Source organism: Pseudomonas sp. GW821-FHT09D08 (assembly GCF_059416305.1).
In genome coordinates, this window is the sequence record NZ_JBWKOX010000007.1 from 200,355 (window position 1) to 219,652 (window position 19,298).

18 protein-coding genes are annotated in these 19,298 nt (G+C 62.0%); 7 read left to right on the plus strand and 11 right to left on the minus strand.

Annotated elements, in window-relative coordinates; genetic code table 11:
- Positions 1–59: 59 nt before the first annotated feature.
- The 8 genes from AC07OP_RS15220 to AC07OP_RS15255 all read right to left on the minus strand — a co-directional run bounded on the left by AC07OP_RS15220 (position 60) and on the right by AC07OP_RS15255 (position 10,266).
- Positions 60–1,661, minus strand: a complete 1,602-nt coding sequence (locus AC07OP_RS15220) for a flagellar hook-associated protein 3 (RefSeq protein ID WP_027603840.1) — start codon at positions 1,659–1,661, stop codon at positions 60–62.
- A 14-nt stretch (positions 1,662–1,675) separates the two neighbouring features.
- A complete protein-coding gene (flgK, locus tag AC07OP_RS15225; RefSeq protein WP_141155703.1) occupies positions 1,676–3,724 on the minus strand; it encodes a flagellar hook-associated protein FlgK in 2,049 nt (682 codons plus the stop codon).
- Between the two features lie 10 nt (positions 3,725–3,734).
- A complete protein-coding gene (gene flgJ / locus AC07OP_RS15230; RefSeq protein ID WP_027603838.1) occupies positions 3,735–5,003 on the minus strand; it encodes a flagellar assembly peptidoglycan hydrolase FlgJ in 1,269 nt (422 codons plus the stop codon).
- A 4-nt stretch (positions 5,004–5,007) separates the two neighbouring features.
- Positions 5,008–6,096: a flagellar basal body P-ring protein FlgI gene (locus tag AC07OP_RS15235; RefSeq protein WP_033901075.1), complete on the minus strand. Its 1,089-nt coding sequence runs from the start codon at positions 6,094–6,096 to the stop codon at positions 5,008–5,010.
- A gap of 27 nt (positions 6,097–6,123) precedes the next feature.
- Positions 6,124–6,819 (minus strand): flagellar basal body L-ring protein FlgH, encoded by a 696-nt coding sequence (gene flgH, locus AC07OP_RS15240; protein ID WP_495100706.1) that lies wholly within the window; start codon positions 6,817–6,819, stop codon positions 6,124–6,126.
- A gap of 53 nt (positions 6,820–6,872) precedes the next feature.
- Positions 6,873–7,658 carry a flagellar basal-body rod protein FlgG gene (gene flgG / locus AC07OP_RS15245; protein ID WP_027603835.1) on the minus strand — a complete coding sequence of 262 codons (786 nt, stop codon included), beginning with the start codon at positions 7,656–7,658 and terminating at the stop codon, positions 6,873–6,875.
- A 72-nt stretch (positions 7,659–7,730) separates the two neighbouring features.
- Positions 7,731–8,471 carry a flagellar basal body rod protein FlgF gene (locus tag AC07OP_RS15250; protein WP_092355203.1) on the minus strand — a complete coding sequence of 247 codons (741 nt, stop codon included), beginning with the start codon at positions 8,469–8,471 and terminating at the stop codon, positions 7,731–7,733.
- A 232-nt stretch (positions 8,472–8,703) separates the two neighbouring features.
- Complete coding sequence (locus AC07OP_RS15255; RefSeq protein ID WP_115486753.1) at positions 8,704–10,266, minus strand: sigma-54-dependent transcriptional regulator; 1,563 nt, start codon at positions 10,264–10,266, stop codon at positions 8,704–8,706.
- A 257-nt stretch (positions 10,267–10,523) separates the two neighbouring features.
- Here AC07OP_RS15255 and phhA point away from each other — a divergent pair, with 257 nt between their 5' ends.
- From phhA to AC07OP_RS15270, 3 genes are all read left to right on the plus strand, one after another.
- Entirely contained in the window at positions 10,524–11,315 is a 792-nt protein-coding gene (gene phhA, locus AC07OP_RS15260) for a phenylalanine 4-monooxygenase (protein ID WP_495100705.1), read from the plus strand.
- A gap of 105 nt (positions 11,316–11,420) precedes the next feature.
- Positions 11,421–11,777, plus strand: coding sequence for a 4a-hydroxytetrahydrobiopterin dehydratase (locus AC07OP_RS15265; RefSeq protein ID WP_010208721.1), 357 nt, complete (start codon positions 11,421–11,423; stop codon positions 11,775–11,777).
- Positions 11,777–12,970 carry an amino acid aminotransferase gene (locus AC07OP_RS15270; protein WP_495100704.1) on the plus strand — a complete coding sequence of 398 codons (1,194 nt, stop codon included), beginning with the start codon at positions 11,777–11,779 and terminating at the stop codon, positions 12,968–12,970. Before AC07OP_RS15265 ends, AC07OP_RS15270 begins: the two co-directional genes overlap by 1 nt.
- Positions 12,971–13,106: 136 nt before the next feature.
- On the opposite strand, the gene AC07OP_RS15275 is transcribed toward AC07OP_RS15270, so the two are convergent.
- A complete protein-coding gene (locus AC07OP_RS15275; RefSeq protein ID WP_065924942.1) occupies positions 13,107–13,916 on the minus strand; it encodes a UDP-2,3-diacylglucosamine diphosphatase in 810 nt (269 codons plus the stop codon).
- 137 nt (positions 13,917–14,053) lie between these two features.
- Between AC07OP_RS15275 and AC07OP_RS15280 the strand changes: the two genes are divergently transcribed.
- The 3 genes from AC07OP_RS15280 to AC07OP_RS15290 all read left to right on the plus strand — a co-directional run bounded on the left by AC07OP_RS15280 (position 14,054) and on the right by AC07OP_RS15290 (position 16,200).
- Positions 14,054–14,803, plus strand: coding sequence for a helix-turn-helix transcriptional regulator (locus AC07OP_RS15280; RefSeq protein WP_495100703.1), 750 nt, complete (start codon positions 14,054–14,056; stop codon positions 14,801–14,803).
- Between the two features lie 99 nt (positions 14,804–14,902).
- Positions 14,903–15,787 carry a DMT family transporter gene (locus tag AC07OP_RS15285; protein WP_495100702.1) on the plus strand — a complete coding sequence of 295 codons (885 nt, stop codon included), beginning with the start codon at positions 14,903–14,905 and terminating at the stop codon, positions 15,785–15,787.
- A gap of 131 nt (positions 15,788–15,918) precedes the next feature.
- The gene (locus AC07OP_RS15290; protein ID WP_115486749.1) at positions 15,919–16,200 is read left to right on the plus strand and encodes a hypothetical protein; all 282 of its coding nucleotides are present in this window, start codon (positions 15,919–15,921) and stop codon (positions 16,198–16,200) included.
- 40 nt (positions 16,201–16,240) lie between these two features.
- Here AC07OP_RS15290 and AC07OP_RS15295 read toward each other — a convergent pair whose 3' ends face one another.
- Positions 16,241–16,528 (minus strand): Rdx family protein, encoded by a 288-nt coding sequence (locus tag AC07OP_RS15295; RefSeq protein WP_495100701.1) that lies wholly within the window; start codon positions 16,526–16,528, stop codon positions 16,241–16,243.
- An 84-nt stretch (positions 16,529–16,612) separates the two neighbouring features.
- On the opposite strand from AC07OP_RS15295, the gene AC07OP_RS15300 reads away from it, so the two are divergent.
- Positions 16,613–18,802: a patatin-like phospholipase family protein gene (locus tag AC07OP_RS15300; protein ID WP_027603825.1), complete on the plus strand. Its 2,190-nt coding sequence runs from the start codon at positions 16,613–16,615 to the stop codon at positions 18,800–18,802.
- A 20-nt stretch (positions 18,803–18,822) separates the two neighbouring features.
- Here AC07OP_RS15300 and AC07OP_RS15305 read toward each other — a convergent pair whose 3' ends face one another.
- Positions 18,823–19,257: a MarR family transcriptional regulator gene (locus tag AC07OP_RS15305; RefSeq protein ID WP_027603824.1), complete on the minus strand. Its 435-nt coding sequence runs from the start codon at positions 19,255–19,257 to the stop codon at positions 18,823–18,825.
- Between the last annotated feature and the right edge of the window lie 41 nt (positions 19,258–19,298).

A 19,298-nucleotide genomic window follows, 5' to 3' on the forward strand; every position in this document is an offset into this window, starting at 1 on the left:
TCCCAGAAACGGCAGCGGCCCGCCCTGTTTCCAGAGCGGGCCGCTTGACTTGACGCCACTTACATCTTGTTGAACAGGCTCAACTGCGAGACTTTCACGAAAGCCAGCTGCGAGGCCTCCAGCATGGTTTGCTGCAGGGTCAGGTTGATCGCTGCCTCGCCCATGTCAATGTTGGCCAGGTCACTCATCGTGGTCTTGTTGGCCAGGCCGACACTGGTGTTTTCACTGGACTGCACCGTGAGTGCATTCTGTCGCGCACCGATGGAGCCACGCACGTTGTCCACCTGGTCGGCCGAGTTGGTCAGGTTACTGACCGCGGCGTTCAGGGCGTCCTGAAGCTTGACCCGCGCACCGGGAATACCATCCGCCGGCTGTTCCAGGGCCTGGCGCAGCTGGCTCAGGGTGTCGAGGGCATTCTGGGTTTTCTGGGTGGTGTTGCCGACCGAAAACTGATCGCCGGTGTTCGGCGTACCGCTCAACTCGAAGGTGACACCCGCGGCGGTGATCGTGTCCTTGGCTGGCGGCGTACCGCTGACGATCACGCCATTATCGACAATCGGCTTGCTGTCGGGGGTATACGGCTGGGCATACACCTTATAAGCAGTCGGGTCGACATCGTCGAACTTGATCAGTACGCCGCTGTTGGGAAACGTACTGGAGTAGTCGGCTGCACTGCTGACGCGGGCATTGGTCAGTTGCGCCGCCGAAGTGTTGCTTGCGGTGCGAGAGACATTGAACGCGTCCGGCTTGGCGGCCAGGGTGAACTCACGCCCTGCAACCAACGCATCGGCATCCGGCCCGGTGGCCACGCCGGTGAGGTCCGCGGTGATATCGAATTTGACCCCGCGTACATTGATACTGGCGCTGCCTTCCTTGGTGGAGTCGAACGTACCATTACCTGGAAGCTGCGAAGTAATGTCGTTGTTGTCCTTGTCGGTCACAACGTACTGCGTGCTACTGGTAAAGGTCACCTTATAGGGCTGGCCGTCGGCAAACTGCTTGGTGTAATCGATGCCCGACGTTACCAGGCCTGCCGAGATCGCGACCTTGTGGTCATCCACCGTTGCAGGCGTCGTGTAGGTGGCTTGGGTGCGGCTGGTGTTGACCGCGCCTTCCAGGATGGTCTTGCCCGTATCGCTGGTGCGCACCTTCAGCGTCTCGGAAACCTGCAGGCTCAGCTCGTTTTCGTCGCCTTGATAGCTATAAGTACCATCATTGTTGCGCGAATACGGCGGCGTATCGGTCTTGGAACCGGAGAACAGATAGTTGCCCGCCGCATCCTTGCTGTTAAGCAAACCCAACAGCTGATTTTCAAGCGCGCCCACCTCGACCGAGATGGACTTGCGGTCAGCATCACTGGTCACGCCACCCGCACGCAGCGCCAACTGGCTGCCGGCCTGGATGGTGGTATTGATCGCCTCCAGCACGCTTTCTTCGTTCGTCAGGGTATTTTGAATGCTGGTGATATTGCCGCTGTACTGGGCCAGCATGTCTTTTTGCTGTTGCAGCATCAGCAAGCGCTGGGCGGCAACCGGATCATCCGAAGCGGTCTGTACACGCACGCCGGAGCTCGCCTGTTCCTGGGCCTTCACAACGCTGGAATAGTTGTTCTGATACTTGACGGCACTGGTGTCGTAATACTGCTGTGTAGAAATGCGCATCGTCCCAGACTCCCTTAAAGACTATTGATCAGCGTGCTGAAGGTTTCTTGCGCAGCCTTGATGATCTGCGACGACGCCGTGTAGTACTGCTGGAACTTGATCATGTCGCCCGCCTCTTCATCCAGGTTCACCTGGGATACGGAGTTGCGCGCGTTCTTGTTGGCGGTCAGCAGCGCACCGGTGGCGGTGTTGTCAGTGCCGGCCGAAGCGGCCTTGGCGCCGACGGTGGAGACCAGCTTGCTGTTGGCACCCACCAGGCTGGTGCCGCCGCTGCCATCGGCCGCCAGGCCCACGGTTGCCTTGGTCTGCAGGTCGAGCAGTGCCTGGGCGTTGCGATTGTCGGACTTGCCAGTGGCATTGAACGAGAACGAGGTGCCGTCGCCGTTGGCCGGCGAACCGCCCACCGTGGTGTCGAAACTGAAGCTCTTGGCTGGCGACACCAAGGCACCGCTGGCATCACGCATCGGCACGCTGATGCTGATCTTATTGGCCTGTCCCGGAATGATGGTGCCGGAACCGATGGGATCGCCCTGGGCGTTACTCAGCGTATAAGGCTGGGTGCCATCGGCCGCCGGTTTACCGAAAACCATCTTCACCGGCATCGAGTATTCGATGCCGGTACGCAGTTGTGCCGTATCGGCACCACCCTGTATGTCCAGGGGCACGGTGAGCGTCGGCGGAGTGAAGGTGCCGGTGCCCTGGTTGGTCTTGCTGGCCTCGCCCTGCAACGGCGCGGCAAAGGCAATCTTGCTGGGGTCGCTGAGGACCGTGCCGATTTCCTTGGCGCCGTTGGCGGTGGGGCTGACCTTGAAGCTGTCACCGGCCTGCACCGCACCGCTCTTGACCGCCAGGGTGAACCCATCGATGACCGGAGGCGGCGTGGCACTGAGGTCATAGGTGCCCATGGCCTTGCCGTCGGAACGCAGTACCGTGACCTTGTTGAGGTCGGTGCCGTCGTTGAAGCTGACCTTGTAATCGAAGTTGGTCAGCTGAGTGGTGTCCTTGATCGTCACGCCCAGGGCGCCGTCGCCCAGGTTGCCTTGGGCAGCCAGGCTACGCAGGGCAACCGAGGCTGCGTTATTGATGTCGGTGAACATCGAGGCGCCGAACTCGCCATTGAGGTCCAGGCCCTGGCCCAACTGGCTGTTGACCGTATCGGCGGTGGCAATCGCGATGCGCCCCAGATCATTGATCGCAGGAATCAACGCGTCGCTGCGATAGCGCAACAGGCCGCCGATGCTGCCGCCGCTGATCACGTTGCCCAGATCCATCGTCGTACCGCCGGCCGCATTGAGCTGGATCGTGTACTGGCTGGTGTCGCTCTTGCTCGGTACGGCGGAAATGGTATTGGACTTATCACCCAGCACCAGGGATTGGCCGCTACCGGTGCTGACACTGAACACGCCATTCTTTTCGGTGGCGGTCACGCCGATCAGCTCATTGAGCGAACGCACGGCTTCGGCGCGGGAGTCCAGCAGGTTGGCCGGGGTGGTGTTCGACGAACCCTGCACCTGGGCGATCTGCTTGTTGAGAGAGGCAATCGACGAAGTCAGTTGGTTGACCTGATCGCTCATCGAGGACAACTGGCTGTTAATGGTCTCTTTCTGCTGGCTCAACTGGCTGGAAATGGAGTTGAACCGGTTGCTCAGCGTCTGGGCGTTCGTGAGCAGGATCTGGCGGGCCGAGGTATCGTTGGGGTTCGCCGAGGCGGTCTGCACAGCAGCGAAGAACGAACTGAGTACCGCCGACATGCCGGTGGTCTTGTCCGACAGGGTCTTGTCGACGGCACTGACCTGATCCAGGTAAGCCTTGGCATCGCTGTTGAGCGAGGTGCTGTTCTGGTAGGCGGTGTCCAGGTATTCGTTGTACACCCGACGCACGTCGGCCAGGGTGGTGCCGCTGCCGATGAACACGCCGCCATACTGGTTCGACGCATTTGCGCTCTGGGTGGTCTGCTGACGCGAATAGCCCGCGGTATTGGCGTTGGCGATGTTGTTACTCAAGACCGACAACGATCCTTGAGCGGCGTTAAGCCCCGACATCCCGATATTGAGCAAACTCATGGTTCAGACCTTATAAATGAGTGGTCGCGCCCGCGGCAGCGTAATTCTGGTAACTGTTCATGGTTTTTGCGATCTGCGAAATCTTGCTGGCGTAGGCCGGGTCCGTGGCGTACCCGGCTTTTTGCAACTCGCGTACAAACTGTTCGGGGTTATCGGCCGATTTCACAACTTCTTTATAGCGATCATTGCTCTGCAGCAATGTCACGAGATCATGGAAGCTGTCCTGGTAGGAGGCGTAGGAACGGAACTGCGCCGTTTCCTTGACCATCGCCCCGTCACGAAACTCGCTGGTGATCGCACGGGCCTGGCCGCCCTGCCAGCTCTGGCCGGCCTTGATGCCGAACAGGTTGTGGCTGCTGCTGCCATCTTCGGCGCGCATCACCGACTTGCCCCAACCGGTTTCCAGGGCGGCCTGGGCCACCAGGTACTTCGGATCGACACCGATACGCGCGGCCGCCGCCTTGGCCATCGGCAACATGGTCGCGACAAACTCATCCTGGGAGCTGAACGCCTTCTTCACCGGTGCCAATGGCGGCTGGGCCACGGCGCGGCCGTAGACCTGCATGCGCCCGCTCGGCACGGCAAACGTGCGCGCGGTGCTGTTGACCACATTGTCGGCGGCCGCGCTGTTACGCAGCGGCGCCGCCTGGGCAACGGTGGTGGTGTCGGTGCTCGGCACGATACCGGCGAGCAGGCGATCGGTGAGCTTGCTCGGCAAGGCGATACGGCGCTGGTTCATCAGTGCGATGTCGTTGCTGTGGGCCGCTGCAGCGCCCGCCTGGGGCTCCGCCACGCGATAGGCCCACAGTGGACGCTGGCCATTGGAACGCCCCAGCGGACCCTCGGCCTGGGTTCCGGCGGCAATTTGCGTCGGCACATCGACCTTCTTGACCGCCTCGGCCGCCGCAGGGCCCTGCAAGGTGGCCGCCTGGGCGTCCACCGGCTTGTTCTTCTGCATCTGGCGCATCAGCACATCGGCCAGGCCGATACCGCCGCCTTCGCGGGACATGGAAACCGCCAGTTGCTGGTCGTACATTTCCTGATACTGCTTGGCGGCCGGGGTGTTCATCGGGTTGTCCTTGCCCAGGGCCTCGGTGGCCGAGCGCATGGACTTGAGCATCTCGCTCAAGAACAGCGACTCGAATTCCTGCGCCACCTTGCGCATGTTGCCTTCGCTGTTCTTGTCGCCGACCTTCAGTTGGTTCAGGCGATTCAAGTCGGAATACGAACCCGAGTCCGCCGTGCTGGTCAGGCCACTGTTACGCATGTCCATGGCCATGGCCTTAAATCACGATCAGGTCGGCTTGCAACGCGCCGGCCTGCTTCAACGCTTCGAGGATCGCCATCAAGTCGCCTGGCGCTGCGCCCACCTGGTTCACCGCACGCACAATCTCATCCAGGGTGGTGCCGGGGCCGAACTTGAACATCGGCTTGGCTTCCTGCTGGGCATTCACTCGCGAGCGTGGCACCACCGCCGTCTGGCCATTGGACAACGGCCCAGGCTGGCTGACGATCGGGTCTTCGGTGATGGTCACGGTCAGGCTGCCGTGGGTCACCGCCGCCGGCGAGACCTTGACGTTCTGGCCGATCACGATGGTACCGGTACGCGAATTGATGATGACCTTGGCCACCGCCTGGCCCGGATCGACTTCGAGGTTTTCCAGGATCGACAGGTAGTCCACACGCTGGCTGGGGTCCAGCGGCGCGGTGACGCGGATCGAGCCGCCGTCGATAGCCTGGGCCACGCCAGGGCCGAGCATGTCGTTGATCTTGTCGACTACGCGCTTGGCGGTGGTGAAGTCCGAACGGTTGAGGTTCAAGGTCAGGCTGTTGCCCTGGTTGAAACCGCTCGGCACCGTACGTTCAACCGTAGCGCCACCCGGGATACGCCCGGCCGACGGTACGTTGACGGTGATCTTCGAACCGTCGCGACCTTCGGCGTCAAACCCGCCCACCACCAGGTTGCCCTGGGCGATGGCGTAGACGTTGCCGTCGATCCCTTTCAGCGGCGTCATCAGCAGGGTGCCGCCACGCAGGCTTTTGGAGTTACCGATGGACGACACGGTGATGTCGACCACCTGGCCCGGCTTGGAAAACGCCGGCAAGTCGGCACTGATCGACACCGCCGCGACGTTCTTCAACTGCACGTTGCCCGAACCCGCCGGCACCTTGATGCCGAACTGCGAGAGCATGTTGTTGAAGGTCTGCAGGGTGAACGGGGTCTGGGTGGTCTGGTCGCCCGTACCGTTGAGCCCCACCACCAGGCCGTAGCCGATCAACTGGTTGGAACGCACGCCAGAGATGCTGGCGATGTCTTTCAGGCGTTCGGCCTGGGCGACTGCGCTCAGACTCAGCAGGAGTGCCGCCGCCATCAGCTGTTTGAGTTTCAAAGTGGCCACCTAGAAAGGGAACAGCGGGCTAAGGAAGAAACGGTCGAACCAGCCCGGCTGACTTGCATCAGCAAACGAACCTGTACCGGAGTACGTGATGCGTGCATCGGCAATGCGCGTCGACGACACGGTGTTGTCGGTGGCAATGTCGTCGGCACGGACCATGCCGGCAATGCGCACCAGTTCGTCACCGGTGTTGAGGGTCATCCACTTCTCACCGCGCACGGCGATGATGCCGTTGGGCAGTACATCGGCCACCGTCACAGTGATCGAACCGGTCAGGCTGTTGCCCTGCCCCGCCGAACTCTTGCCGTTGGTGGCGCGGTCACCGCTGTAGCCTGCGCTCAAGCTCAAGTCACCGTCGCCCAAGGGGTTGTTGGTGTTGGGTACGGCACCAAACAACGAGGTCAGGCCAATCCCGGTCTTGCTGGTCTTGCCCACCTGCGAGTTGGCGTTCTTGCTGGCCTGGGTCTTCTCGTTCAGGGTGATGGTGATGATGTCACCCACGCGGAACGCCTTGCGGTCGCTGTACAGGTTCTGTTCGAAACCGGCCTGGTAGATCGAGCCATTGTTGGCCGCCGCCGGCAACGGCGTGCGCGGCAACACCGGCGCGTAGTACGGGTCATTGGGTTTTGGCGTCGGGGCGACACAGCCCGCGAGCACGGCAATCCCACTCAATGCCAGAACGGAAACATAGCGATTCATGACCCTTACCTCACGGTGTTGCAGGCGCTCTCAGGAGCGCCCCATAGACTTGATTACAGATTCTGCGTTACGAACGAAAGCATCTGGTCGGCGGTGGAAATCACCTTGGAGTTCATCTCGTAGGCCCGCTGGGTGGTGATCATGTTGACCATCTCTTCCACGGTGCTGACGTTGGAGGTTTCCAGGGTGCTTTGCAGCGTGGTGCCGAAACCGTTCAGGCCAGGGGTGCCGATTTGCGGCGCGCCGCTGGAAGCGGTTTCCAGGAACAGGTTATTACCCATCGCCTGCAGGCCGGCCGGGTTGATGAAGTCGGCGGTTTGCAGGTTGCCGATCACTTGCGACGCTGGGTTACCGGCCACGGTGATCGACACGGTGCCGTCGTTGCCGACGGTGAAGGTCTGGGCGTTGTTCGGCACGACGATAGCCGGTTCCAGGGCAAAACCGTTGGCTGTCACGATCTGGCCATTGGAGTCCAGGTGGAAGGTACCGTCACGGGTGTAGGAAGTGGTCCCATCCGGCTGCAGGATCTGGAAGAACCCTTTGCCGTTGATGGCCATGTCCAGCGGCTGCCCGGTCTGTTGCAGGTTACCGGCGTTGAAGTTCTTCTGGGTACCGACGATCTTCACACCAGTACCCAGTTGCAGACCCGACGGCAATTCGCTGTCCTGGGTCGACTGGGCGCCTGGCTGGCGCTTGATCTGATAGAGCAAGTCCTGGAACTCGGCGCGATCGCGTTTGAAACCCGTGGTCGACACGTTGGCCAAGTTGTTGGAAATGGTGGTCAGGTTGGTGTCCTGGGCGGACAGGCCTGTTTTGGCAACCCATAGAGCCGGAAGCATGCTGTTCTCCTTCGTGCGCCTGTTTGTTGGCGCTGCGCTGCAAAAATTGGTGGTCGGTCAATAACGTGGCTATCAGCTCATCGCCATCACGCGCGTCATGGCCTGGTCGTCTTCCTTGGCGCTGTTCATCATCTTGACGTGCAACTCGAACTGCTTGGAAAGCGCCAGGACCGCGGTCATTTCTTCCACGGCGTTGACGTTGCTCGCCTGCAGGAAACCCGAGGTCAGCGTGACGTTCGCGTCGGCCACGGCCGGCTGGCCATCCTTGGTATGGATGGTGCCATCCAGGCCTTTATTCATATTCTTGAAATCGGGCTGGACCAGCTTGATGCGGTCCACTTCAGCCATCACCCGCGGGCCTTCGCCCATGGCGCGGATGCTGATGGTGCCGTCGGCGCCCACTTCGACTTTCTGCTGCGGCGGTACGGCGATCGGGCCACCGTTACCCATGATCGGCATGCCGTTGCCGGCGCGCAGCACACCCAGCGCATCGACGTTCATGCTGGCACTGCGCACGTAGGCTTCACCGCCATCGGGGGTTTGCACCGCCATCCAGCCATTGCCGTTCACCGCCACATCCAGGTCGCGACCGGTCTCGATCATGGCGCCAGGGCTGAAGTCAGTCGCGGGACGTTCGGTCATGGCAAACGCACGCGCCGGAAAGCTGTCACCGAACACCGGCATCGAACGCGCCTGTTCCAGGTCACGTTGAAAACCGTTGGTGGAAATGTTCGCCAAGTTGTTGGCATGGGCCTTCTGCGCCAGTGCATTCTGGCTGGCGCCGGTCATTGCCACATAAAGGTACTTGTCCACGCTCTTTCCTCTTTCTGACGCAGGCTTGCCGCCCACCGCTGTACTGATGAGGCTTAAGCAATTTGCGAACCAACTTTTAAAAAGAACGGAAAGTCCAGGCGGGCCGGGGGTTTGGAGGCGGGAACCCATAAATGACGACCGGGTGCGAGTCGAAAAAACGGCGGACTTATGCCGCTTACGGCAAGTACCCGTTTTACGGGTGACAGAGAACCAATGCGGGAGGGGCAGTTGGTTATTTGTCCGCCTTGAGGATTTCGTAATCGCGCAACTTATTGGCAATGGTGGTGTGCGACACCCCCAGGCGTTTCCCCAACTGCCGGCTGCTGGGATGCTCGGCATACAGGCTCTCCAGCACCGCCTTCTCGAAGCGCCCGACAATCGCCTCCAAACCGCCCTCCAGGGAAAAGTCGCCAAGGGGTTGGCGCACCCCGTAGTCCGGCAGGCGGATGTGTTCGACCTTGACCGTCCCGCCGTCACACAGCGATACCGCCTGGAACAGCACGTTTTCCAGCTGCCGCACATTCCCTGGCCAGTGGTAGTGGCTGAGCTTGTCCATGGCGGCAGGCGCCAGCTTGGGCAACGGGCAGCCGATCTGCCGGCTGGCCTGGTCGAGAAAGTGCTCGACCAGGGGCGCAAGGCCGTCGAGGCATTCGCGCAGGGGCGGGATATGCAAGGACAGCACGTTGAGGCGGTGATAAAGGTCCTGGCGGAATTCGCCACGGGCGCAGAGTTCGGACAGGTCCACCTGGGTGGCGCAGATCACCCGTACATCCAGGTACACCTCTTCGTCACTGCCCACGCGCCGAAAACAGCCGTCCTGCAGGAAGCGCAGCAATTTCACCTGCAAGCGCGCGCTCATTTCCCCAACGCCATCGAGAAACAACGTACCGCCGGCCGTCAGCTCCAGCAGCCCGAGCTTGCCCTCGGCCCGCGCGCCTTCAAACGCGCCGGGGCCGTAGCCGAACAATTCGGTCTCGGCCATCGACTCGGGCAACCCGGCGCAGTTCAGCGCCATCAACGGCGATTGCCCGCGCGGGCTGGCCAGGTGGCACGCGCGCGCCAACAACTCTTTGCCGGTGCCGGTTTCGCCTTCTATTAATAGAGGCGCATCCAACGGCGCCATGCGCCGGGCTTCACGCACCACGGCGGCCATGACCTTGGAGCTTTGGAAAATACTGTCGAAACCGCGCAGCTCCTGTTTGCGCACATTGTAGATACGCTCGCCCACGCGGTCGGCACGGTGCAGGGTCAACACGGCACCGGCCATGGCTTCGCTGTCGTCATGTTCGGAGGATTGCAGCGGTGCGATATCCGCCAGGAACACGTCACCCTTGACCTTGACCCGCAGGCCATTGATCCGCGATTTACTCGCGCGCACCAGTTCCGGCAAGTCGAAATCCTCGGCATAGCGCGACAGCGGAATGCCCGGCACCTCGTCCACCCGCACCCCGAGCAACTGCGCGGCCGCACGGTTGGCGGCGACGATGGAGCCGCCCATGTCGATGGACAGCACCGGAAACTCCAGGGCACCGAGCAGCGCATTGAGCTCCATATGCCGACGCTCACTGGGCATCAGCCCTACCCTTTTGACGCCAAACACCCCGGCAATCGCCTCGAACTGCGGGCGCAGCGCCTGGAATTGCATGTTCACCAGGTTCGGGCAGAACAGGTAAATGGCGTTGCCATGCTCGCCGCCCACCTCACCCTTGGCGACGTTGACGCCGTACTCCACCAACAGGTTGAGGATGTCCCGCAGGATGCCGATGCGGTTCTGGCAGTGCACTTTGATACGCATGAAAAGGCTCGAAAAGTGGGTAGGCGCCGCGTCTTTTTGTCGCTGGGCGCAGATAGTCGTCAAGATTATGTGACAGCTCGGGGGCTTTTCCCAGCCCAATACGCCAACCAGTCGCACTTCCGTAACGAATACTTTACGAAAACCAGTAATTTTTCCTACACAGCCGATGCTGAAGCCGATGGAATCTTGCCCCGCACGGCGTATCAATAGGCTCATCCCAGGACATAACAAGAACGAATGCCTAGCAGGAGAGCCGTATGAAGCAGACGCACTACGTGGCCCGCGAGCCCGATGCGCAAGGTTTTATCCACTACCCGCCGGAAGAGCACGCGGTGTGGAACACCCTGATCACCCGCCAATTGAAAGTGATCGAGGGCCGCGCGTGCCAGGAATACCTGGACGGCATCGACAAGCTCGGCCTGCCCCTGGATCGCATCCCGCAACTGGGTGAAATCAACCAGGTGCTGGCCTCGACCACCGGCTGGCAAGTCGCCCGCGTGCCGGCGCTGATCCCCTTCCAGACCTTCTTCGAATTGCTCGCCAACAAGCAGTTTCCGGTGGCGACCTTTATTCGTACCCGCGAAGAACTGGACTACCTGCAAGAGCCGGATATTTTCCACGAGATCTTTGGTCATTGCCCGCTGCTGACCAACCCCTGGTTCGCCGAATTCACCCACACTTACGGCAAGCTCGGCCTCGCGGCCAGCAAGGAGCAACGGGTATACCTGGCGCGCCTGTACTGGATGACCATCGAGTTCGGCCTGGTGGACACCCCCGACGGTCGGCGTATCTACGGTGGCGGGATTTTGTCGTCGCCCAAGGAAAGTGTTTACTGCCTGTCCGACCAGCCTGAACATCAAGCCTTCGACCCGCTGGAAGCGATGCGCACGCCGTATCGCATCGACATCCTGCAACCGCTGTATTTCGTGCTGCCCAACCTCAAGCGCCTGTTCGAAGTGGCGCAGGAAGACATCATGGGCATGGTCGAGCGCGGCATGCAGCTTGGGTTGCATGCGCCGAAATTCCCGCCAAAACCCAAGGCCGCGTGAACCGTGGCTTTTAAGGCCAGGTGAGTCTGTTCCCCGGCCCCGCGTTGCTTTAGGGTGACGCCACTGACGACCGTTTTTAAACACTCGAATTCAGGACACCATCACATGACCACCTTGAACCAAGCCCACTGCGAAGCCTGCCGCGCCGATGCCCCGCAAGTCAGCGATGAAGAACTGCCGGTGCTGCTCAAGCAGATCCCCGACTGGAACATCGAAGTGCGCGATGGCGTGATGCAGCTGGAAAAGGTTTTCCTGTTCAAGAACTTCAAGTTCGCCCTGGCCTTTACCAACGCCATGGGTGAAATCTCCGAAGCCGAAGGCCATCACCCAGGCCTGCTCACTGAATGGGGCAAGGTCACCGTGACCTGGTGGAGCCACTCCATCAAGGGCCTGCACCGCAACGACTTCATCATGGCCGCGCGCACCGACGAAGTGGCCAAGGACGCCGAGGGCCGCAAGTAATGCATTTCGATGCCATAGGCCGCGTGCCCGGCGACCCGATCCTCGGCTTGATGGACCTGTATGCCCAGGACGCCAACCCGAACAAGTTCGACCTTGGCGTGGGCGTCTATAAGGACGACCAGGGCCTGACGCCGATTCCACCGTCGGTAAAGCGCGCCGAGCAGCGCCTGGTCGATACCCAGACTACCAAGACCTATATCGGCGGCCACGGCGATGCAGCGTTCGGCAGCCTGATCAGCGAACTGGTGCTGGGCGCCGACTCCGCCCTGCTGCGCGAACACCGTGCCGGCGCGACCCAGACCCCAGGCGGCACCGGCGCCCTGCGCCTGAGCGCCGACTTTATCGCCCACAACCTGCCCGGCCGTGGCGTGTGGCTGAGCGACCCGACCTGGCCGATCCACGAAACCATCTTTGCCAAGGCCGGGCTCAAGGTCAGCCATTACCCCTACGTGGGCGCGGACAACCGCCTGGATGTGGCGGCGATGCTGGCAACCCTCTCCACCGTGCCCAAGGGCGACGTGGTCTTGCTGCACGCCTGCTGCCATAACCCGACCGGCTTCGACCTGTCCCAGGATGACTGGCGCCAGGTGCTGCACATCGTGCGCGAGCGCCAGTTGCTGCCGCTGATCGACTTCGCCTACCAGGGCTTTGGCGACGGCCTGGAGCAGGACGCCTGGGCGGTGCGCTTGTTGGCGGCTGAACTGCCGGAAGTATTGATCACCAGTTCGTGCTCGAAGAACTTCGGCCTCTACCGCGACCGTGTCGGCGCGCTCATCGTGTGCGCGGCGGACGCCGAGAAGCTGAAGGATGTACGCAGCCAGTTGGCAAATACCGCGCGCAACCTGTGGTCGACGCCGCCGGACCATGGTGCGGCAGTGGTCGCGACCATCCTGGGGGATGCCGAGCTGAAAAAGCAGTGGAGCGGGGAAGTCGAAGCCATGCGTGCGCGAATCGCGCAGTTGCGTTCCGGACTGGTGGAGGCGTTGGCGCCCCATGGTCTGGCGGAGCAGTTTGCGCACATCGGGGCGCAACGCGGGATGTTTTCCTACACCGGCTTGAGTGCCGAGCAGGTCAAGCAACTGCGCGAGAAGCACAGCGTGTACATGGTCAGTTCGGGACGGGCTAACGTGGCGGGGATCGATGCGACACGCCTGACGCTTCTGGCCGAAGCCATCGCCGACGTCTCCAACTGAAGGAACACAAAACCAATTGTAGGAGCGAGCTTGCTCGCGAAGAACTCATATGCACCGCGCCTATTCAGGCTGCACGCGTTATCGTTGACGTTTTTCGCGAGCAAGCTCGCTCCTACAGTTGGACTGTGGTTGGCCTTCAGTTTGTGATCATCTCAGCTTTCAACTGCGCTTCTTTCGCCTGGGCATCCGCCAAGCGATACAACTCGATGCTCCCGTCCCAGTGCTCGATCAACGCCGTGCACGACTCCACCCAATCTCCGCAGTTGAGGTAATCCACCTCGCCCACCTTGCGAATCTCCGCATGGTGGATATGCCCGCACACCACGCCATGCAACTCGCGCCGGGTCACTTCGTGGGCGATGGCCTCTTCAAAATCGCTGATAAAGCTCACGGCGGTTTTGACCTTGTGTTTCAGGTACGCCGACAAAGACCAGTAGCCATAGCCGTAGCGGGCGCGCCAGTGGTTCAACCAGCGGTTCAAGGTGAGGGTGAACTCGTAGGCCGAGTCGCCCAGGAACGCCAGCCAACGGTGGTAACGGGTGATCACATCGAACTGATCGCCGTGGATCACCAGCAGATGACGACCGTCAGCCGTCACATGCACCGCCTCATCCACCAACTGGATATTGCCCAGGATCAGCTTGGAGTAGCGGCGCAGGAACTCGTCGTGGTTGCCGGTGACGTAGATCACCTCGGTCCCGCGCTTGGCCATGGTCAGCAGGCGACGGATCACGTTGGTATGGGCCTGGGGCCAATACATGCCGCCGCGCATTTTCCAGCCGTCGATGATATCGCCCACCAGGTAGACCTTATCGGCGTGGTAGCCCTTGAGGAACTGCGACAGGTGTTCGGCCTGGCAATCCCGGGTGCCCAGGTGCACGTCGGAAATCCACAGGGTACGAACCCGCTGCTTGCGGCTGGGCTTGGTGAACTCGGCACTGGTCATGGGCATCCCTCGACGCTGTTTTCGCGAGCTTGCGCCCTGGCGATTAATAGCCCATGACAGTCGTGCGTCAGTCCGATGACAGCGCCCGCCGGCCGCGAAGCGTTGTAGACTGGCGGCCTGCCGCCCAGGAGACCGCGATGAGACCGTCGCTCACGCTACGCCACTACCTCGAAGCGCCCATCGCCCACAGCCATGACCATGCGCAGTTGGTGTTCGGCCTGTCCGGCCACCTGGACCTGGAAGTCGACGGCCGTGGCAGCCAGGTGCGCGAAAGCAGCGTGATGGTGCTGCCCTTCTCCGCCCACCACGCCTGTGGCAGTCGCGATGGCAGCCGTTGCCTGGTGCTGGATGTGCCCACGGAGCATTGGCTCCTGCAATCCCTGGGCGAACACGCCGACGCCAGCCGCCGTCTGCTCGATCAACCGGCACGCCTGGCCCTGGATTCCCGGCAGCACCAACTGGTGCAATGGCTGGCGCACAGCCCTGTGGATGATCCACTGATCGTCCAACAGGGTGCGGTGCTGTTGCTGGCCAGCCTCAATCATCCGCAGGCCCCGCAGCTGCCGGGCCGCCGCCTGCCGTATGCGGCATTCAATGCACATATCGAGCGACACGTTGCCCATCCGTTGCAGGTCGCCGACCTGGCGCGTATCGCCGGCCTGTCGGTGGCGCGCCTGCATGCGCGCTTTATCGCCGAATGCGGGCAGACGCCCATGGATTACATCCGCAGTCGGCGCCTGCAACTGGCCCTGAACCTGCTGCGCGAGACGCCGCTGCCCATCGGTGAAATCGCCGAGCGGGTGGGCTACACCTCACAAAGTGCTTTTGCCGCCGCTATGCTGCGTGAATTCGGCGCCTCTCCCGGGGCGTTGCGGCGCGCCCCATAGGGCGAGCCTTGCGCTAAAAATCGCGAGTCCCACGACAGACGCATACACCTGCACCCTCTAGACTGCGAACCTGTCACTCCCGTTGGTTCAAGGATCGCAATGACTCCCCGCTCAGCCCTCGGCGCCCTGCATATCGGCGCACTGATGTTTGGCCTCACCGGCGTATTCGGCAAGCTGGCGGCCGCCTCCCCGGCCATCATCGTCTTCGGTCGCGCCGCGTTTGCCGTGATTGCCCTGGCAGTGTTTGCACGCTTCGCCAGCAACGCCCCCTGGAAAACCCTGGCGCCGCAGGACTGGCGCCGCCTGCTGGTCAGCGGCGTGTTGCTGGCGGCGCATTGGGTGACGTTCTTCATTGCCGTCAAGGTCGCCGGTGTGGCCGTCGCCACGCTGGGGTTTACTGCATTCCCGGCGTTTACCGTGATCCTCGAAGGGCTGATCTTCCGCGAGCGCATTCGCGCCAATGAAATCGTACTGGTGGCTCTGGTCACCGTTGGGTTGGTGCTGGTCACGCCGGACTTCAACCTCGCCAGCGAAGCCACTGGCGGCCTGCTCTGGGGCATCGCCTCGGGGTTACTGTTTTCCTTGTTATCGCTCAATAACCGAGCCAGTTCCGGGCGCATCCCTGCCGTACAGGCGGCGCTTTGCCAAAATGTGGTGGTCGCCCTGTGCCTGCTGCCCGTGGCTGCGCCGGGTTTGGCGGATGTGCGTGCGCTGGATTGGTTGTGGATCGGCCTGCTTGGGGTGTTCTGCACCGGCCTGGCCCACAGCCTGTTTGTCGCCAGCCTCGCGGTGATCAAGGCGCGCACCGCCTCGGTGGTGTTCGCCATGGAGCCGGTCTACGGCATCACCGTGGCCTGGCTGCTGTTTGCCGAAACCCCGACCCTGCGCATGCTGCTGGGCGGCGCGTTGATCATCGTCGCCATCGTGCTTTCCGGGCTGATGGGCAGCGCCAGCCAGGCCAAGCAGCCCGCTGCAACGGCCTGATCTATACTTTAAACATCCGCAACAGTCAGCCGTCGTTCAACGGATACAGACTCCTCGACGACAGCCATGGCGTTTCCTGCAGTTGCTGCACGCGAGTGGTCACTCCATCAACGCGATGCAGGGGTTTCATCATGGAAATGTTCATCAGCTTGTTGGTTCAGATCATCAGCGGTGCCGTCGGTGGCAATTTGGCCGGCATGACCAAACAGAGCCTGGGGACCGGCCTCAATACCATGCTTGGCGGTATCGGTGGGCTGGTGCTGGGCCAGGTTGTCGCGGCACTCACGGGCACCTCCGGCGGCGAAGCCCTGGATGTGGCGGCGGTGGGCAGCAACATCGTCGGCGGCGGTGTCGGCGGCCTGGTGCTGACCTGGGTCGTGGGCTTCATCAAAAGCAAGATGGCCGCCAAATAGCGGCGCACCAAGGGTCACCGCCCGGCTGTGGCGGTGACCTTCATGGCGTACGGTCGTTGTGGCCCAGGTCCCGTTGTGGGTCGATCTGGTCGCGCACCCGTTGCTTGAGCACCTTGGCTTCAGGGAAGCCACCATCCGCCTTGCGCTCCCAGATCTGCACACCGTCGCAGGTGATCCGAAACGCACCGCCGGTGGCCGGCTCCAGCGCCACCCGGCCGAGGTCTTCGGCAAACGTACTCAACAACTCCTGCGCCAGCCACGCGGCGCGCAGCAGCCACTGGCACTGGGTGCAATAGGTGATGACAATCTCGGGTTTGCTCAGCGACATAATTTGAGAGGCTCCTGGCGTAACGGGCTCGGTGGAACGGATGGCTATAATACCGGCCTTTATCGCCCAGCCTCGAGATTCATGATGCGCCGCCTGTTGTCCTGCCTGTTCCTGTGCCTGCTCCCGCTTCTTGCCGACGCCGTTGAGACGCCCCGCCCCAAAATCGGACTGGTGCTGTCCGGCGGTGCCGCCCGAGGCCTGGCCCATATCGGCGTGCTCAAGGCCCTGGAGGAACAGGGTATTCATATCGACGCGATTGCCGGCACCAGCATGGGCGCGGTGATTGGCGGGCTGTATGCGTCGGGCTACAAGATCGATGAGCTGGAAAAACTGGCCCTGGGCATCGACTGGCAACAGGCGCTGTCCGACGCACCGCCACGGGAAGACGTGCCGTTTCGACGCAAGCAGGATGACCGGGATTTCCTGGTCAAGCAGAAACTCAGCTTCCGCGATGACGGCAGCCTCGGCCTGCCCCTTGGCGTGATCCAGGGCCAGAACCTGGCGCTGTTGCTGGAAAGCATGTTCGCCCATACCAGCAACACGCGTAATTTCGACAAGCTGCCGATCCCCTTTCGCGCCGTGGCCACCGACATCACCACCGGCGAGAAAGTGGTATTCAGCAAGGGCCACCTGCCCCAGGTGATCCGCGCCAGCATGTCGATCCCGGCCGTGTTCGCGCCGGTGGAGCTGGATGGCCGCCTGCTGGTGGATGGCGGCATGACCGATAACATCCCACTGGATGTGGCGCGTGAGATGGGCGTGGACATCGCCATCGTGGTCGACATCGGCACCCCGCTGCGCTCACGCAAGCAACTGGCAACGGTGGTGGACGTGCTCAACCAGTCCATCACCCTGATGACCCGGCGCAACTCCGAAGAACAACTCAAGGCCCTACAGCCCCGGGACGTGCTGATCCAGCCGCCCCTGGCCGCCTATGGCGTGACGGATTTCGGCCGCGCCAAGGACATGATCGATGCTGGCTACCGTGCCACCCGCGCCCTCGACGTTCGCCTGGCCCATTTGCGCCCCGCCGAGCCGATCGACCCGCAACTGGTGGCCGCGCGCACGCCGGGCGAACGCACCCCGGTGATCACCGCGATCAAGGTGGAGAACGACTCGAAGGTCAGCGACGACGTGATCCGCTACTACATCCGCCAACCGCTGGGCCAACCGCTGGAACTTGGCCGCCTGCAGACCGACATGGGCACCCTGTATGGCCTGGATTACTTCGAGCAGGTGCAATACCGCGTGGTGAAAAAGGGCCAGGACAACACCCTGGTGATCAGCGCGCGGGGCAAACGCAGCGGCACCGACTACCTGCGCCTGGGCCTGAACCTGTCGGACGACATGCGCGGCGACAGCGCCTTCAACCTCGGCGCCAGCTACCGCATGAACGGCATCAATCGCCTGGGTGCCGAGTGGCTGACGCGGGTGCAGATCGGTGATCGGCAGGAGCTTTACAGCGAGTTCTACCAGCCGATGGATACCGGTTCGCGCTACTTTGTCGCGCCGTATATCAGCGCCCAGGCACAGAACGTCGAGCTGATCCTGGACAACGACCCGATCTCCGAATACCGCCTGGAACGCTACGGTTTCGGCCTCAACGTGGGGCGGCAGATCGGCAACAGCGGCGAGATCCGCTTCGGTGTCGGCGAGGCCTGGGGCAAGGCGGATGTGCGCATCGGCGACCGCGACCTGCCAAGTGTGAGCTTCAGCGAAGGCTTCTATGAACTGAAGTATTCCTTCGACTCCCTGGATAACGTGTACTTCCCCCACAGCGGCGAGGACATTGGCCTGGCGTTTCGCGAATTCGAACCGGGGTTGGGCTCGGATCAGCGCTATCGACAATGGGAGTTCAAGCTGGACAAGGCCATGAGCCACGGTCCGGACACGCTGGTGCTGGGCGGGCGCTACGGGCGCACCCTGGATGATTCGGACGTGGTGATTTCCAGCTTCCTGCTGGGCGGTGCGCGGCAGTTGTCGGGCTTCCGCCAGGATGCGATTTCCGGGCAGAACATCAGCCTGATGCGCGCGGTGTACTACCGCCGGCTGACGCCGCGCTCCTACCTGCCGCTGGATTTCCCGCTGTACCTGGGCGCGTCCCTGGAACGCGGCCGGGCATGGAACAACGACAATGAGTTCGACAGCGGCTATATCAACGCCGCGAGTATTTTCCTCGGGTTTGATACGCCGCTGGGGCCGCTGAATTTCAGCTATGGGTTCAACGATGATAATCAGAAGGCGGTGTACCTGAACCTCGGGCAAACCTTCTAACCCTTGCTACGGGGCTCGGATCAGGACTTTTCCAGGTTTGCCAGGATGTGCCCATGCACCCGCATGCAGACACGCATATCTTCTTCGTCAATGCCCACAAACAGCTCGTGACGCAACGCCGTGGCGATCGTCTCGATCTGCTCGATCAACGGCTTGGCGGTGTCACACAGCAGGATGCGCTTGGCGCGACGGTCCTCCACCACGGCCTGGCGTTGCACCAGGCCCTGGCCTTCGAGGCTGTCGAGCAACCGGGCCAGGGTCGGCCCTTCTACGCCGACGCTTTGCGCCAACTCACGCTGGGTGGGCGCTTCTTCAAAACGGGCCAGGTGCAGCAGCACCAGCCAGCGCGCCTGGGACAGGCCCAGCCCGGCCAAACGGCGGTCGAGCTCGGCGCGCCAACCTCGGGACATTTGCGCCAGCTGCATGCCAAAACGGTGTTGATCGGTTAACGGCATAAAAAACTCATGTTTTAGACTGAAAATAAAGTATGGCTAAT